The organism is Paenibacillus sp. FSL P4-0113 (assembly GCF_038009305.1).
Taxonomy (GTDB): domain Bacteria; phylum Bacillota; class Bacilli; order Paenibacillales; family Paenibacillaceae; genus Paenibacillus; species Paenibacillus polymyxa_D.
Window position 1 is genome coordinate 3,309,381 of sequence record NZ_JBBPAZ010000001.1, and the last position, 17,097, is coordinate 3,326,477.

General features: G+C 47.5%; 14 protein-coding genes. 5 read left to right on the forward strand and 9 right to left on the reverse strand.

From position 1 onward, the window contains the following. Window positions 1–18: 18 nt before the first annotated feature. Together MKX46_RS14155 and MKX46_RS14160 are read right to left on the reverse strand one after the other, a co-directional pair. Entirely contained in the window at window positions 19–450 is a 432-nt protein-coding gene (locus tag MKX46_RS14155) for a DUF1641 domain-containing protein (RefSeq protein ID WP_029518696.1), read from the reverse strand. Between the two features lie 544 nt (window positions 451–994). Continuing rightward, window positions 995–1,822, reverse strand: a complete 828-nt coding sequence (locus MKX46_RS14160) for an HNH endonuclease (RefSeq protein WP_341071368.1) — start codon at window positions 1,820–1,822, stop codon at window positions 995–997. A 262-nt stretch (window positions 1,823–2,084) separates the two neighbouring features. Here MKX46_RS14160 and MKX46_RS14165 point away from each other — a divergent pair, with 262 nt between their 5' ends. Further along, window positions 2,085–3,578, forward strand: a complete 1,494-nt coding sequence (locus MKX46_RS14165; protein WP_039271815.1) for an alpha-amylase — start codon at window positions 2,085–2,087, stop codon at window positions 3,576–3,578. Between the two features lie 64 nt (window positions 3,579–3,642). Here the strand turns inward: MKX46_RS14165 and gpmA are convergent, their stop codons facing one another. The 5 genes from gpmA to MKX46_RS14190 all read right to left on the reverse strand — a co-directional run bounded on the left by gpmA (window position 3,643) and on the right by MKX46_RS14190 (window position 9,506). After that, window positions 3,643–4,392, reverse strand: coding sequence for a 2,3-diphosphoglycerate-dependent phosphoglycerate mutase (gpmA, locus tag MKX46_RS14170; protein WP_029518698.1), 750 nt, complete (start codon window positions 4,390–4,392; stop codon window positions 3,643–3,645). A 136-nt stretch (window positions 4,393–4,528) separates the two neighbouring features. After that, on the reverse strand, window positions 4,529–5,269 hold the full coding sequence (locus MKX46_RS14175; RefSeq protein ID WP_341071369.1) for a Bax inhibitor-1/YccA family protein: 741 nt from the start codon (window positions 5,267–5,269) through the stop codon (window positions 4,529–4,531). Between the two features lie 148 nt (window positions 5,270–5,417). Further along, window positions 5,418–5,705: a hypothetical protein gene (locus MKX46_RS14180; RefSeq protein WP_029518700.1), complete on the reverse strand. Its 288-nt coding sequence runs from the start codon at window positions 5,703–5,705 to the stop codon at window positions 5,418–5,420. A gap of 199 nt (window positions 5,706–5,904) precedes the next feature. Beyond that, the gene (locus MKX46_RS14185; protein ID WP_341071371.1) at window positions 5,905–8,241 is read right to left on the reverse strand and encodes a glycoside hydrolase family 2 protein; all 2,337 of its coding nucleotides are present in this window, start codon (window positions 8,239–8,241) and stop codon (window positions 5,905–5,907) included. 200 nt (window positions 8,242–8,441) lie between these two features. Further along, on the reverse strand, window positions 8,442–9,506 hold the full coding sequence (locus MKX46_RS14190; protein WP_341071374.1) for a LacI family DNA-binding transcriptional regulator: 1,065 nt from the start codon (window positions 9,504–9,506) through the stop codon (window positions 8,442–8,444). A gap of 143 nt (window positions 9,507–9,649) precedes the next feature. On the opposite strand from MKX46_RS14190, the gene pepT reads away from it, so the two are divergent. Next, window positions 9,650–10,885 carry a peptidase T gene (pepT, locus tag MKX46_RS14195; RefSeq protein ID WP_029518703.1) on the forward strand — a complete coding sequence of 412 codons (1,236 nt, stop codon included), beginning with the start codon at window positions 9,650–9,652 and terminating at the stop codon, window positions 10,883–10,885. 198 nt (window positions 10,886–11,083) lie between these two features. Then, on the forward strand, window positions 11,084–11,920 hold the full coding sequence (locus MKX46_RS14200) for a methyl-accepting chemotaxis protein (protein ID WP_069011007.1): 837 nt from the start codon (window positions 11,084–11,086) through the stop codon (window positions 11,918–11,920). 193 nt (window positions 11,921–12,113) lie between these two features. Here MKX46_RS14200 and MKX46_RS14205 read toward each other — a convergent pair whose 3' ends face one another. After that, window positions 12,114–12,989 (reverse strand): DNA-binding protein, encoded by an 876-nt coding sequence (locus tag MKX46_RS14205; RefSeq protein WP_165145785.1) that lies wholly within the window; start codon window positions 12,987–12,989, stop codon window positions 12,114–12,116. Between the two features lie 559 nt (window positions 12,990–13,548). On the opposite strand from MKX46_RS14205, the gene hxlA reads away from it, so the two are divergent. Both hxlA and hxlB read left to right on the forward strand, forming a co-directional pair. Continuing rightward, window positions 13,549–14,184: a 3-hexulose-6-phosphate synthase gene (hxlA, locus tag MKX46_RS14210; protein ID WP_340933625.1), complete on the forward strand. Its 636-nt coding sequence runs from the start codon at window positions 13,549–13,551 to the stop codon at window positions 14,182–14,184. Window positions 14,185–14,189: 5 nt separating this feature from the next. Beyond that, a complete protein-coding gene (gene hxlB, locus MKX46_RS14215) occupies window positions 14,190–14,747 on the forward strand; it encodes a 6-phospho-3-hexuloisomerase (RefSeq protein WP_069012217.1) in 558 nt (185 codons plus the stop codon). 179 nt (window positions 14,748–14,926) lie between these two features. On the opposite strand, the gene MKX46_RS14220 is transcribed toward hxlB, so the two are convergent. Further along, window positions 14,927–17,059 (reverse strand): endo-1,4-beta-xylanase, encoded by a 2,133-nt coding sequence (locus MKX46_RS14220; RefSeq protein WP_341071375.1) that lies wholly within the window; start codon window positions 17,057–17,059, stop codon window positions 14,927–14,929. Window positions 17,060–17,097: the final 38 nt, after the last annotated feature.

Sequence of the window (17,097 nt, forward strand, 5' to 3'; positions counted from 1 at the left end):
CCGTTCTCGATCAGGTAATTATTTGCTTTCGCGTTGGCGCTCATTCAGAATATCCAGGAAAGCCTGGCTGAAACGCAGCGTTTTTTGTACATTCGGATCTTTAAGCATTTTGAGCAGACCGAACAGACCTACACTGCCATCCGTAGTTTGTACACGGTCATTTGCTTCAATCGCAGCAGAAGCCAATCCTTTAGCCGATTCTGTTACAGGCTTCACAAACTCTCCCATGGAGTTTTTCATATCTCCGATAAAGACAGGGTCAGTTGCCAGACTGCGAGCTACATCATAAGCGTCGGTCATCAAAGTAACCATCTCAGTCAACTTTGGCAGATTCTCTACCAGTACGGTCAGCGATTGCTGAACCTCCGGTTTCATCAATTGGTCCAGTACATCCCGAGACTCTTTGGTAGCTTCTTGTGTTACTGCCACCTCTTGTTGGTTTTCAGACATGCGTGAACGTCCTCCTTTACTGTGAAAATAGAAGTCCATCCTCTCTCGTAACCTGTATCCATAAACTCTAGCAATAAAACGTTCATTGAATTCACGCCCTTAAACATACAAGAAGCACAGCTTAAACCGGCCTATACCCTAAAGGGCAAGACTGATTTATCGCAGATGCCAATTGTATATTGCTCAGACGTTATTCTGTTGTTACTGCTGCGGAATATCTCACGAAGCGTTCCTTCGTGACTACAACAGGCCGAAACGGAACCCTATACCTCTATATTACACCTTTCACAACACAATCGTCGAAGAAATTTTAAATTTGCACAAATTTCTGCAAATTTTTTATTGTTATTTTAGATAAAAATTAGAATAAGCTCGATTTTTGTCCAAGTTTCCCTTGAAAAAGGGTCATTTTAGACTAGAGGAGGGTAATAGAGAGCGTACGTTTCAGTTCGATAATATGAAAATAACCCAAAATATATTCATACAGAGGCCCGATCATCACCACTTGTGGGTCGGGCGAACAAGCTGCATTGGCAGAATCGCCCTACCTACGTAGGGTGTCTTCAGAAGCATCAGGAATATCAGGTGGTTCGAAATCATCAGGAGACGGCTGTGGCACACCAGACTCAATGAACTCATCTACATCGCGGGCAGCCTTAACTTGATTGCATTCATTGCAAGCACATACACAATTGACTGGCGTCGTGTGGCCCCCTTTTGCCCGAGGCAGTAAATGATCAATCGTGTCACCGTAGCCCCCGCAAAAGAAACAAGTATAGCGGTCACGCTTAAGCACATATTGGCGAAATTCCTTGTTGCTATACAGTCTGCGCACGGTGTAAGGATTAACAATCACCGCCATACGCTCTCTGACCAGGGTCATGGCTAGATCAAGCTCAATCTCTTGATGCCAGCGTCTCCCCTGATCGGTTTTACCTCTTAGCCGAATCATGCCATTACGATTGAGCCGCAACGCCCGAGTATCCGCAGGCTTCAGCCTACTAAGCAGATGCCGAACCCGTTGCCGATGGCGCTCACGCGCTTTATCCGTGACCGGCTTCCTGCGGGGGCGCTGTGCCTCCATAGGTAGTGACGCCTCCAGGCTGTGCACAGCCGTATTTGCTCCAAGGCTATGCTGCGTCACGGGAGCAGCCGAGAGGTTCGCTTCCTCGCCGTAAGGAGCGGACGTAGCCGCACGTTCTTGCGGGGCCAACCCCCGGCAGGAACGGCAAGGACCACGCCGGGAATAAGGACCCGCCCGGCGACCCGTTCTGCGCTGAAAGTCCGTTAAAGGTTTCATCTCCTGACAATACGTACATTTTTTTATCAGCGCTTTGCTCGTTTCATCCTTATTCTGCTGCGGTTCTGTCACGTCCACCCCTCCTTTCTTCTATTGCTCGCGCTCCACGGTTTGCCCAAAACCCGAACTATTGTTAAGTTAGATTCATTTTACCGTTTTCACGTTCCCTTTTCTAGCTATTGAGACATTATGAACACTCAGGTATAACAAATTTTAATGATTTAGCATACGTTATACAGCGATCCTTGTTCTTCATTCAGCATCATATTGACCGTCTGACGTTTAGCCCCCCTCACTTGGTGGGTAACTTGTTATATATAAAGGAGGGACGCACATGAAAAGGAACCATACGATGATGCAATTTTTCGAGTGGAATGTCGAAGCTGACGGTTCTCACTGGAAGAAGCTTGCCCGCCTGGCACCGGAACTGAAGGCCAAAGGAATTGACGCGATATGGATTCCACCTGTCACCAAAGGCCAGTCGCCCGAGGATACGGGATACGGCGTCTATGACCTTTACGATCTGGGCGAGTTTGACCAAAAAGGCGCGGTGCGCACCAAATACGGAACCAGGGAAGACCTGCTGGAAGCTGTTGCTGCCTGCGTTCGTCACGGTGTGGCCGTCTATGTCGATCTGGTCATGAACCATAAAGCTGGTGCGGATGAAACCGAAGTATTCAAGGTCGTCGAGGTCAACCCGGATAACCGCAATGAGGTCATTTCCGAGCCCTTTGATATCGAAGGCTGGACTAAATTTACATTCCCCGGCCGACAAGGGAAGTATTCCACATTTCAATGGAACTTTGAACATTTTAACGGAACCGATTACGATGCGAGCCAGGACCGGACAGGAATCTATCGTATTTTAGGTAAAAATAAAAGCTGGAGCGAAAATGTAGATGATGAATTCGGCAATTATGATTATTTAATGTTCGCCAATATTGACTATAATCATCAGGATGTGCGCAAAGAGATGATCCGCTGGGGCAAATGGCTGGTGGACACTCTGCAATGCAACGGATTCCGTCTGGATGCAATCAAGCATATTAATCATGAATTTGTACGAGAGTTTGCTACAGAAATGATTAAAAAACGCGGGCAGGATTTTTATATGGTAGGCGAGTTTTGGAAACCGGATCTGGAATCATGTCAAAAGTTCCTGGATACCATTGATTATAAAATCGACCTGTTTGACGTATCCCTCCACTACAAACTACATAGCGCTTCCTTGGGTGGCAAGGATTTCGATCTAAGCACCATTTTCGAGGATACGCTGGTTCATACCCATCCCCTGAACTCGGTTACTTTTGTCGATAATCATGATTCCCAGCCGCACGAAGCGCTCGAATCCTGGGTGGAGGACTGGTTTAAGCCCAGCGCCTATGCACTTATCTTGCTGCGCAAGGACGGTTATCCCTGCGTGTTCTACGGCGATTACTACGGTATTCAGGGGCAAACGCCCGTGAAAGGCAAGCAAGCTGAGCTAGACCCGCTACTATATGCCCGGTACCATAAAGCTTATGGTGAGCAAAAAGATTATTTCGATGATCCCCATACGATTGGATGGGTTCGTCAAGGCGTGCCTGAGCTGGAAGGCTCCGGATGTGCTGTGGTGATCACCAACGCAAATGACGGGGAAAAGCGCATGTTCGTAGGTAAACAACGTGCAGGGGAAGAATGGATAGATTTGACCGGGCATCACGATCATATCGTAAAGATCGGGCAGGATGGCTACGGCATATTTCCCGTTCGTGCCGGCAGTGTGTCGGTGTGGGCACTTCCCGCAGAGGAAGACAGCCAGGAATCAGAAGAAGAAGCAAACGCTTAATCTATACCCAACACAAAGAGGACAGGATGCGAGGAAGCGCCCTGTCCTCTTTGTGTATGAAAACTCACTCCGTTACCTTGCTTTGGTTGGCCACAGCCTGCTTCTTAGCCTCTACATGACTCGGATCACCGAGATAAAAGCGCCGGATGGGATCTATATGCTCATCCAGCTCATACACCAGCGGAATACCTGTCGGAATATTCAAATCCAGCAATGCGGTTTCGTCCAGATTCTCCATATACTTGATTAAAGCCCGCAAAGTGTTACCATGTGCAGAAATGATAACTCGATCCTTTTTGAGAATCAAAGGTACAATCCGCTGCTTCCAAAACTCGCCGACCCGATGCACTGTGTCCTCCAGACTTTCCCCAAGCGGCAGCTCTTCTGGCTTAATATTGCGATAACGCTCTTCCCGATGCGGACTCCGCTCGTCTTTCTCATCCAGCATGGGGGGCCGCACTGTCAGGCTACGCCGCCAGATATGGACCTGCTCCTCGCCGTATTCAACGGCAGAATCCAGCTTGCTAAGCCCCTGAAGAGCACCGTAATGGCGTTCATTCAGCTTCCATGACTTCTGCACAGGTATCCACAGATGATCCAGTTCATCCAAGATGTGATACAACGTGCGGATAGATCGTTTTAGCACAGAGGCAAATGCCAAATCAAACGTATAACCAGCCTCCTTGAGAATACGTCCCGCCTCAATGGCCTCATGAGTCCCTTGTTCAGTCAGGTCCACGTCCGTCCAGCCCGTAAACAGGTTTTGTCGGTTATACACGCTTTCTCCATGCCTAACCAGCACTACTTGATACATGTACTCACTCCTCTCCTGTCTGTCTTAATGTTTTACCCAACTTCTATGTATTTAACGTAAAATGCAATTTTTAAACCGTCTATTTAAAATACAAAAAAGGACGGCATTCAGCCATCCCTTTCTTCTCACCCTGCACTTAGTCCCTCTTACTGAACTTGGCCAACAGGTCCAAAATCCGTACATACAGCCATACTAGAGTCACCAGCAATGCAAAAGCACCATACCACTCCATGTATTTGGGTGCGCCTTGATCTGCTTGCTCTTCAATGAAATTAAAATCCACCAGCAGATTTAAAGCCGCAATGATCACGATAAATAAACTGATGCCGATGCCCAGCCAACCTGTTTCATGGATATACGGAACATTCATACCGAAAAAGTTCAACATAAAATCAACCAGCGTCACCAGAAAAATTGCCATTGTACATAGGACAACGAATGAGATAAAGCCGCGTGTCACCTTGATGATTCGCTGTGTGTACATAAAGAGCATCAAGAACAAGATACCCACAGTCAGCAAAATGGCATTGGCCACAATCCCAGGGTACTCATACTCCATAAAAGCTGAAACGCCACCCAAAGCAAAACCACTCAGAATCGCATATACAGGAGAGAGTAATGGCGCCGTTTTTGGAAAAAAGGATATCGCAAGTGCTACGCCTGTCATACCAATAAATCCTGCCGTCAGCAAAGATAGCACCTCTACAGTTCCTTCATAGGTCATGTACCAGGTAATACTGCCAGAGACGATGAGCAGAACCAGCAGAAGCAACGTTTTGTTCACCGTTCCTCCAATGGTCATGCGTTGTTCACTAGCTTCTCTTTCATCTTCGCGCAAAAAGATGTCATCACGTAAAACCGGATTGCTAAAGCTCATACAGGGTACTCCTTTTCGATGTTGTTGTTTGCTATGCTATATGTATATATCGGCACAATATGAAAAAAGTTTCAGAAAATTTCAAACAAAAAAAGCTCTAACCTTGCCTTTCGGCAAAGCTAGAGTTAGAGAGTCAGGTCGTTACAAGTTAGAAATCAGATGTAGCAATTTGGATTGTACCTGTTACTGCTCCAACTGGAGTCGCCTGAAGAGCAGCTACCAGCAGCAAAGCAACTTCTAACGTTAGACTGTTGCCCGCCGGGATAACATAAGTGATCACAGGAGCATTGACACGGGTAACCACAAGATCAACCGGATTGGCACCCGTATTATTCACGGTAATTGTAGCATTATTACCGCCTCTCAGGTTTTCAAAAAAGGACTTACCCACACCAGCAGCAAGATTGTAGAATTGCGAAGGTAAAAGAATCGCCATAGTTTTCACCTCCCTTGCTTTTGATAGTGTATTCTATGCTTCCAATCTATGAACGTAACGTTAAGTGACTCAGTAATAAGACACAATTTAAAAGACTCATAGATTAACGTACCCTATATATGTAAAAAGGAGTTGCCCTCTCAGATCCTTTACAGAATCTGCGGACAACTCCTTTTTTAAATAATGGAAGGCTCAAACGTTATAAAAAGTGGCTAGTAGGATTGTATGTTGCCTTTGCTTCATTATTGCACGTGAAGGCTAATTCCTGCGGACCGAAACGGGAAGGCGCAGAGACCTTCACACGAATTTGTCCAGCCTCCCCCTTCGACCGAATCCAGAATGCAATACGTCCTCCAATCAGAGATAAGCTCGAAGGACCGATCAATTCACCCACTCCCTCGACCTCCACCGAAACGGGATCTGCATAGAACGGCAATACATTGCCGTATTCGTCCAGAGCATCGACTACCACTCGAGTGACATCCCAATCGCCGGCTTCCAGCACTGTATCGTCTGCAGCTACGCGCAGCTCTGTCGGCACCGGATTACGTGAATAGTATCTACGTATTACTTCTTGCCCATTTACGTACCCAATGAATACAGCGTCTTCCCACTTCATGCCCCAGTGGCCTGTCAACTCGTCGATCACGACAGGGGGGTGAGGAAGCGCTGGGTACTTCTCTCGGTTCGGACGATAAACACCTTTGCGCTCATGACCGTAGATGAACTCCACCTCATCGCAATTGGTGAACACGACCAGCGGCACGATGCCTCCGATATTCCGCTCGCCACGCGACCAGTAAGTGACCGGCTCCATAACGACTTCCTGTTCGACGTTCTTCTGGCTCCGGTACACGCTCGCTGCAAATTTAGGCAGGCGGAACATATCCATGACACCGTGGTAGCAGATTTTATCACCGGAACCAAAATCAGCATGCGTGTTATAGTCAAAAGCACACCAGCCAATCGCTCCGGCAATGCCCTCATCGGCATAGGAAGCATTTTGGACCCGCGTATGGCGCAGTGCATGCTCCATTACCCGTTCCTCCTGGTCAAAACGCTTGGTCGGGTACATATGCCCGTTATATTCCGTTACCAGATAAGGGACCGGATGATCCAGCTTTGTAACGAGAGAAGGCTGGCGCAAGCCTGTCGTTTCGCCATCTACGCCTTCTGTATCGTCATACGTATCAAAATTGCGGATTTCCTTCGCCAAATATTTTTTGTGCCCACCATCATGAACAAAATCATTTATCGTATATACGTCTTCCAGCAGCTCACTGCCTACAATATAACGCACACCACCCGTAGCACGGGTCGGATCTAGCTTTCGTGCCAGCTCATTGGTACGCGTGTACAGATCATGATCATCCTGCGACTCATTAATTCGTACGCCCCAGATGACGATGGAGGGATGATTACGATCACGGATAATCATGTCCTCGACGTCCCTCACCGCCTGGTCCTTCCACGCTTTACCGCCAATATGCTGCCAACCCGGAATCTCTTCGAAAACGAGCAATCCGATCTCATCACAGCGGTCTAGAAAATGACGGGACTGAGGGTAGTGGGATGTCCGTACCATATTCAGCCCCAGCTCCTCCTTGAGCACATCTGCATCACGACGCTGCGCTCTTTTGGGCATAGCATAGCCAACGTACGGATAGGATTGGTGACGGTTCAGGCCGAGCAGCTTGATCTTCCGCCCGTTCAAGTAAAAACCGTCCGGCTGAAATTCGGCCTCGCGGAAGCCAAAGCGCACGGTCACCTGATCCAACTCTTCTCCGCCTCGTAGCAGCGTCAGCTTCGCTTCATATAGCTTGGGACTATCTATACCCCAAAGCTGCAGGTCGCCCAGCTCTTTCAGCTCCAGCGTCACTTCCGCCGCCGTCACCACTGCCAGCTCGGTCTCCGCCTTCACGCTCGCTCTGTCCAGCAGTTGCAGCGCGACCGTCAAGTCGTCCTGCTGATCGCTGGCGCCCTCCAGCTCCACGACGACGCGTACCGTCTTACTTGCTGCAAGCGGCTCCGGCGTTTGGACGAATACCGTTCCGAGGTGTACAGGCTCCACTATTCGCAGCTGCACTTCGCGGTAAATACCGCCGTAGGTCAGATAGTCGATGACTGCCCCAAAGGGAGGGATGTCGTCCCGTTCCGTGGAATCGACGATGACCGTGAGCACATTGGAGCCGCCATACTCGGCAACTTCGGTCAATTCAACGCTGAACGGTGTATATCCACCTTTATGCTCACCCGCTTTTACCCCGTTTAGATATACCTGGGCATAGGTCATGACTCCTTCAAAATCAACATACACTCGCTTACCTTTGGCATCTGCCGGAATGTCCAGCTCTCTTTTATACGTAGAAATAAACTGAAATGCCTTGTCGTCAAAATAATTGTACGGCAGCTCTACATTCGTGTGCGGCAGCTGAACTGGCTCATACCGACTCGCATCAATGCCTGCGCTTACTTCGCTCTCGACATATTCAGGAAGGTAAAACCATTGGTCATTCAACGGCAAAATGGTACGCATGGGCAGTCACCTCAACCTTTTATTTTTCACTCTTATACCATAGTAAAATATTTGAGTAAAAATAAAGAGTAAAACTTGGTAAAATAAATATATGTTAAATGTAAGCATTTACAAGACAATTGTCAATCCATTTTTGTATCTTTTTACAATCAAAAAAACAGCCCCGGATGGCAGGGCTGTCCAAATCCATAACGTTGATTTTATGGGGCATCGGTATGTAGCGGCGCACTGCTGTTGCGAATCATGAGCTCGGTCGGAATGATGACCTTGCGCCCTACCTCGTTGGGACCGTTGCGTACCGTATGCAGCAAGAACTGAACACCCGTTTCTCCCATCAGTTCGGTATGTGTTTTGACCGTTGACAGAGATGGGGTCAAATATTCCGCTGTCGGAATATCATTGAAGCCAACAATGGAGATCCGTTCCGGCACCGCAAGGTGATGCCGCTCCAGTGCCTTTAACACCCCAATAGCCACCGAATCGCTCGCAACAAAGAAAGCTGTAGGCAGGTTTTCTGGTCCTGCCAAAATAGCCGCTTCCATCGCACGGAAGCCGTCTGCCGCCGTTCCGCCGCACACATGAATATCATCCGACGTGCACAGCCTGTGCTGTTCCTGATACCGCAAAAATGTCTCATAGCGGGCATCTAGCTCGACTCGTTCGGAATCATGGGACTGCTCATCCTTGTCCATACCAACATATCCGATGTGACGATGGCCTGCGCCCATCAAATAATCCAGTGCATCAGCTGTAGCGCGAGCAAGGTCAATGACCACATAGTCTGCCCCTGTGCGCTCTACCGAATGATCCAGAAAAACGCAAGGAATGGGCAGTTCCAGCATACGTTCTACCTCTTCGCTGCTAAAATGCCCCAGCACGATCAGCCCATGCAGCCCTTCGGATGACGCCTTCAGCGCAGTCAGGTCCTCTCTTCTGAAAATACGCTCCAGCTGTGCCCCGCTTTGGCGGCACTCTTTTTCCACGCCAAACCGGATAGACAGATAATAAGGGTCTTCCAGTTCCTCGTACACGCTAAACCAGTGCACCATACCCAACCGGATGGGTCCCTCCGCCTTCTTGCGGGGCTGACGACCAATACCGCCATTTTTACGTTTAACAGTCGTATACTTCATACGCTCGGCAACCTCAAAAATTTTGCGCCGCGTTTCCTCTGATACAGACAGTGTCTCATCATAATTTAGCACTCGGGAGACCGTGGATATCGAAACCTCTGCCTCCTGGGCGATATCTTTTAACGTAGGCATTGCAGACTCCTTTAAGATTTTACTCTATTTTTACTTTTATTTTACTATTATCCCTAAAAGGTTCAACCATTTTTTTCATATTATAAGCCTAATCATGATAAAATACCTACCATAATAGAAATGACACCAAGGAGGATATCCACATGAAACAGGAACTGATTGACCGCCTGACTACATATGTTCAGGTAGATACCCAATCTGATGAAAGCAGCCACACTTGCCCCACTACACCTGGACAGCTTACATTGGGCAACCTTTTGGTGGACGAATTGAAAGCCATTGGTATGACAGACGTAACCATTGATGATCATGGTTATGTGATGGCAACCCTTCCTTCCAATACGGATAAAGTGGTTCCCGTCATCGGTTTTCTCGCTCACCTCGATACGGCTACCGAACTGACTGGTGCAGGGGTAAAGCCGCAATTGACGGAAAACTATGATGGGGGCGATATCACGCTGAATGCTTCGCTTGGTGTGGTTCTTTCTCCACGTGAGTTTCCCGAACTGACTCAATATAAAGGCCACACCCTGATCACAACAGATGGTACCACCCTGCTCGGTGCAGACAACAAAGCCGGGATCGCAGAAATCATGACAGCTATCCACTACCTGATTGACCATCCAGAAATTCAACATGGCAAAATTCGCGTTGCTTTTACACCGGACGAAGAGATTGGGAGAGGACCGGAACGCTTTGATGTAGCCGCTTTTGGCGCTGAATATGCCTATACGGTAGACGGCGGACCGCTCGGAGAACTGGAGTATGAGAGCTTTAACGCCGCAGCCGCCCATATTACCATTCACGGTGTGAATGTGCATCCTGGTACGGCTAAAAACAAAATGATTCACGCTGCCAAAATCGCTATGGAGCTGCACAGTCGGTTACCTGCAAACGAAGCCCCGGAATATACAGACGGATATGATGGCTTCTATCATCTCTTGGATTCTACAGGCACCGCAGAACAAGCTAAACTGTACTATATTATCCGTGATTTTGACCGCGAGAGCTTTGAAAACCGGAAAGCTTATTTAACAAATGTAGTCAAAGAGCTGCAAGCCGCATATGGAGAAAACCGTATTGCGCTGGAGCTGAGAGATCAATATTACAACATGAAAGAGAAAATAGAGCCAGTCAAGCATATCGTCGATGTCGCTTATGAAGCAATGACAAAGCTGAATATCGAACCCATTATCAAGCCGATCCGTGGCGGTACAGACGGTTCACAGCTATCCTACATGGGACTGCCTACACCGAATATTTTTACAGGTGGGGAGAACTACCACGGTAAGTTTGAATATGTGTCGGTGGACAACATGGTGCTCGCTACCAAGGTTATTGTGGAAATCGCACAACTGTTCGAGCAACGCGGCAAGTGAACTACCTATACGCAGCACTGACACGTTCAGATTAAATAGAAGGCATATCGTTTCGTAATGGAAATGGTATGCCTTTTTTTCTGATGCTTTCACTTCCTTAAAGATGCAATATCTTTATAACTTTTATCCATCTTTAGACCGACAACTATATACGAGACTATAAAAAATATACCTAGTAAAGAAAGGTAGGTTATCTATTTGAATACAATAGATGCATTAATTGCAGCCATTCCCTACATACAACAGATCATGCGTGAGAAAGTGACCCTTGCTCTCTTCGACCGAACTCATGTCCTTATGTATACCCAATCGGAGGGTATGGACCTCGGCTTTGAAACAGGCTCGGAGCTACTCGAGGACTATAAGAATTTTGCCATGCTTAAAAATGGACGTGAGACCAGCCTGACCCACATTCCTGCTGAAATTCTAGGTTTTCCTCTGGATATGATCAGTATTCCTGTATTGGACGAGAAAGGTGAAGTCATTGCAGCATTTGCGGCCTCTTATAATTTGACTAACAAAAATCAACTGGATCAATTCGTATCCGAGAACCGCTCCATCACCGAGCAGCTCATTGATATGGTACAGCATGTAGCAGCTCATTCCGAGGAACTTCAGGCAACCAGTGAACAAATTTTGAAAAACACCCAAATCGCTGTGCAAAACTCGGGTAAAATCAATCAGGTAGCTGTGTTCATCAAGGAAATTTCCGATCAAACCAACCTGCTTGGATTGAATGCAGCGATTGAGGCCGCGCGTGTCGGAGAAGCAGGAGCAGGCTTTGGTGTCGTCGCTCAAGAGGTGCGCAAGCTATCCGTAGAATCCAAAAAGGCGACGGTCGATATTGAAGGGGCCCTTAAGGATGTACAGAACTCCATTCATCAAATGGAGCAGGAAATTGAGCAAATTGTTTCTTCTTCTCAAGAGCAGGCGACTCTGGTAGGCTCTTTCACTGAAGTGATGGACCGTATGCAAAAGGCGAGTGAAACGATGCAACATCTGGCCAATAGCCTGACTTCGTATGTCGTAAAATAAATTTTGGCATAAAAAAGGGAGCACACGGATCGCAAAATGCGTAAAAGTGTGCTCCCTTTATGTACAAAAGGCCTATCGGGCTTAAGGATCTAAATCTGAAACTCAAGCAGGATAAGAAAAAGAAAAAACACCATGATTTGAAGGAATCACAGGGTCTAACCCTTCCCAAATATTTCCCACCGGAAGAGCAATACTAAGAGACGCCAAGGCCATAGTTACCGAGATTAATGCCTTTTTCAGCATGAAGCCCCCTTAATAAAATGGTTTGGTATTGCTCTTGCTGTGATGGTGTTGCCCAATCTCGATAAGTCTCAAACAGAGCAACCAATGTCCTGAAATTGGCATCCACTTCTACATTGGCAGAGAATTGCAGAGAATCAAGAACATAATTTAAGGCAACGGAGTACTGCTTCTTCTTGAAATGGTAAATGGCCAATTGGTTGACCAGTTTTAGATAATATACGCGGTTTGCTCTATCTTCATAACCTTCAAATATTTTAATATCATCAGCAAAATCGTTCAGCAGGTCGTCTATATTCCAATTATTCAAGTTAGCCGCTTCCGCAATACCAACCAATCCTGGAAGTAACTCCTCTTCATTGTCATGAAGAAATTGAACGTACTCAGGCAAAAGTTCCCTTCTCCCCGAAAGTAACTCAATCGTAAATAAATTGGCCTTGGCGAGGAAACGGAATCTCTCTACTTCTTCGTGACCGCTCTGATCCAGCCCCATAAACCAGCCCATTTCGCTATACTTCATAATATAGTTTCTAGCTTCCTCATACTTGCCCATATTCTGATAGTAAATAGACTTCGCCAGATAACTGTAAGCATAATAAAACACTAGCGGGTGTTTGGTGTCCAATGTCTCATACTTGCCGTCTGCAGCATTTCTCAGTTGGGTGTGATACAGGTTTTCAGCCAACGTATGCAGAAAGTCTGCTACTCTGTTCGCTTCATCCCAATCATTATGTGTGTAGCTGAGTCTAAACAACTCACAAGCTTTATCGAGTTCGTGACTGTCCGACAACAAATAAATGGCTTCCCTTTGGTTCAAGACCTCTTCCATTAGACCCCGCCTCCCTAGCCTGAAAATTGCGGTTACCCCTAGCCCAATGGCTATTTTTCAGGGCAGTTATGCTGCTAGCCTCCATTTTTGCATACCGTATATTGCAAATATAGTCAAAACCTAACTTGAAGTCAATTCAATCATCGCTATCTTCTTTTTTTTTGCAACCTTACATTGCTGTGTACGGTTATGGATTTTGCAAAATTCGATTCCAGTCGCTTCGAAGTGCAAGATATAGACGAACCAAACCATTTCGATCTATATCTTGTTCATTGGAAGTCGCTTATGGGATTTTTGCAAAATCCTCGATTACGAATAGTTGACTCTCCTTATAGAAATAATGCTAAAAAAAGACTAAATGTAGACTCCCTAATGGATAGTTTTTATGATGCTATAGTATCGTGGGGGTAACTACGTTACGAATTAGTGCGTACTTTTCAACCGGATACCGGGGCCTTACAATCAAACCTGTGCATGAAACCAAAGTATAGAGTGATACTCAACAGAGCATGTACCTGTTCATCAAATACAAATTCACTTAAGGAGTGAAGTTAATAACATGGAACTTCAATTGGCTTTAGACTTAGTAGATATCCCACAAGGGATTGCATTGGTAAAAGAAGTAGAGTCGTATATTGATATCGTAGAAATCGGTACGCCGATTGTCATCAATGAAGGACTTCATGCAGTAAGAGCAATGAAAGAGGCATTCCCGAATCTGAAAGTGCTGGCTGACCTGAAGGTTATGGATGCAGGGGGCTATGAAGTGCTAAAAGCTTCCGAGGCTGGTGCAGATATCGTTACGATTTTGGCTGTAGCTGAAGATGCAACAATCAAAGGTGCAGTAGAAGAAGCCAAAAAACAAGGCGGCAAAAAAATCCTGGTGGATATGATCGGTGTTAAAAACCTGGAGCAACGTGCGAAAGAAATCGACGCCCTTGGCGTTGACTACATCTGTGTGCATACAGGCTACGATCTGCAAGCTGAAGGACAGAGCCCATTCGAAGCACTGCAAACCGTCAAACAAGTCGTGAAAAACTCCAAAACTGCCGTGGCTGGCGGTATTAAGCTGAGCACATTGGCTGAAGTCGTGAAGGCTCAACCGGATCTGGTTATCGTCGGCGGTGGTATCACTGGCGAGGACGACAAAAAGGCTGTAGCTTCCCAAATGCAACAGCTCATCAAACAAGGTTAACCCCAATGGAAACCTCTCAATATTTATCTGAGGTACTCAACGAGCTACAATGGGTTCCACAGTTGATCAGCAATGCGGAATCGGAACAGCTGATCCACTCCATCAACGCTGCGAATAAGGTATTCGTGGCAGGTGCGGGCCGCTCAGGGTTCATGATTCGCTCGCTGGCGATGCGACTGATGCACATGGAAATTCAAGCTTACGTGGTGGGTGAAACCGTAACTCCCGGCTTGGGCGAGGGCGACCTGCTCATTATTGGTTCAGGCTCTGGCGAAACCAAAAGCCTGATCTCCATGGCAGAAAAAGCAAAGAAACTCGGGGCCTCTCTGGCGCTTCTAACCACGTCCCCCGAGTCTACCATCGGCAAACTGGCCAATATCATCGTCAAGCTGCCCGGTGCACCCAAGGATCCTTCCAACAAGGATTACCAGACGATTCAGCCTATGGGCTCATTGTTTGAGCAAACCCTGCTGTTGTACGGTGATGCACTGGTACTCAGAACGATGGAGCTGCGCAAGCTGACCTCCGAATCTATGTTTGGCCAACACGCTAACTTGGAATAAACCGCGATTCCTTTACGATAACAAAGCAGGCTGTCCTTTACATTTCACATGTGAAGGACAGCCTGCTTTTATGCTTGTATAAGCGGACGTTCGATACAGCATACATGCCAATCCATACTTCCGTAAAACCGCCATTGCGTTCAGGTGAGATAACAAAGGCCGGCATGTATTCAAACCATTTATTCGTTATTCCCTGCTGGCAACGGCGGGACTTTGGACGAATCAGCAAGTGCCCAATAGGCATATTTGGCCTTTAACTGTTCGTCGAATAATAGCGGCTTATCCAGCCGGGCTATTGGAAACGTGCTGAGCCACGTATTTCCATCATCCGTACCCCAAATCGTCACATTGCTGATATGATCCTGCTGCCTTGAAAACATATCGAACAGCGCCCGATAGCGGTGAGCCTGCCGGATCAGCATAGATTCTGGAATCGTTTCATAGCGATCTGTGTCATTGGAATAAAGACCCATATCCAGCTCGGTAATCTGATTATCCAGACCAAGCGAAGCAAACTTTTCGATGGACTGCTCAATCTCGCTAATAGCGGGAAACTCTAGGCGGATATGCGATTGGTGGCCTACCCCGTCAATCGGTACACCTTTAGCGAGCAGATCACGTACCAAATTGTACAGAAAATCCCGTTTCTTCAGCTCATGCGTGTTGTAATCGTTAATGAATAGTCGTGCGTTCGGGCCCGCCGCTTCCCTCGTGACACGGAATGCTTTTTCAATATAATCCGTACCGGTAATCTGATACCACTTGCTGCGGCGCATGCCATCCGGCTGATCAGGATCAATGACCTCATTCACCACATCCCAATCGGTGATGACATTTTTATACCGCGCTGCAACAGCGCGAATATGCGTCTCCAGCCGATCCAGCAAAAGCTTTTTATTTTCAGCAGTCGGTGTCATCGGCTGTCCATTCTTATCCTTGAACATCCAATCCCCAGTTTGGTTATGCCACACCAAGGTATGGAAGCGAATCTCTAGTCCGTGCTGTCTAGCAAACTGCACAATTTGGTCTGCTTCCTCCCAATGGAACTGTCCCTCGGACGGTTGTAAGGAGATTGGCTTCATCGCATTCCCTGCAACGACGCTGTTAAAATGCTTCTGTACCAACTCTCCGTAAGCCCCTTCGGTCTGAAAAGCTTCAATCGCCGTGCCGATGCTGAACTGTCCCCCATATAATCCATGCAAAGAAGGAATGTCCTTTTCAATAGCCAGTGGTGGTACAAGTGACAGTTCGAAATCATCCATATAAAAGGAAGACGTTCCTTCTGCCGTTTCCAAATACATAGAAACAGTGTCTGCATCATGCGCGAGCGTATACGTACCAGATAAATGCATCCATCCCCCTGTCGTAGTAGCCGTGTCGCCTACAACAGTTTCATACGAACTATTCCCTTGGTGATCACGCTGCACGCTGAGCCTCACCTTGGCAGGCTGCTCACCCGGCGCCAGCTTCACCCAGGCACTGACCGTATATCGGCTGCCCTTTTGCATCGTAGCAGTCACATCCAGCTTCGGTCCGGCATATGTCTTTTGTCTGCCTGTTGTCAGCAGACTGTATGAGCCGCTTCGTGCATCGGCATCCGAAACCTGCACGGTCTCGGCTCCCATACGGGACACCCATCCTTGAGCCGTACCCTCTTCAAACCCGGATACGATACCATGGGCCGGCTCCGTTGGCGTCTTCGATACCTGTGTTATTTCTACCTCATCCACATAGTAGGCCTGCGCGGGATTCGAGCTTTCCACATACAGCTTCAATGCATCCATCCCCCCGGTAAAAGTATATTTCCCCTGAAGTTTAATCCACGATGTATCCGCCGTCTCCGTCTGCGCTACCGTCTTCCATGTCGTAGTCCCGTCTGTCGGCTGCTGCTCCACTGTAAGTTTAACCATGCTCGGAACCGCAGAATGACCATCTAGCTTCACATAGCCACTAATTTCATACTCTACATCCGGCTGCAATAGCGACTTCACATCCAGCTCCGCCCCGTTCCAAGCCGCTGTGCGGGCGGTTGCCTTCAGACTGTGCGTGCCGCCATATGCTGCTTCCGTGACGGATGCAATTTGGGTATAAGTTCCCCGGGGTTTCCAGCCGTCGCTGTTTCCTTGCTCAAATCCATACGTTCCAATGGTCTTATGGATATTACCCGCTGACAGCACCGTATCCGAAACGGGCGGGGAATGTTCTATAGACGGAGCTGCCTTTAGTACAGACGCCCCCCACCAACCGACAGGCGATAACAACAGCGCTCCAGCCAGTACCAGACAAAAAGGCTTAACCCAACATGACCGCAAAGCGATCCCTCCCGTACTCCGATTTTTTGGAATTGGTA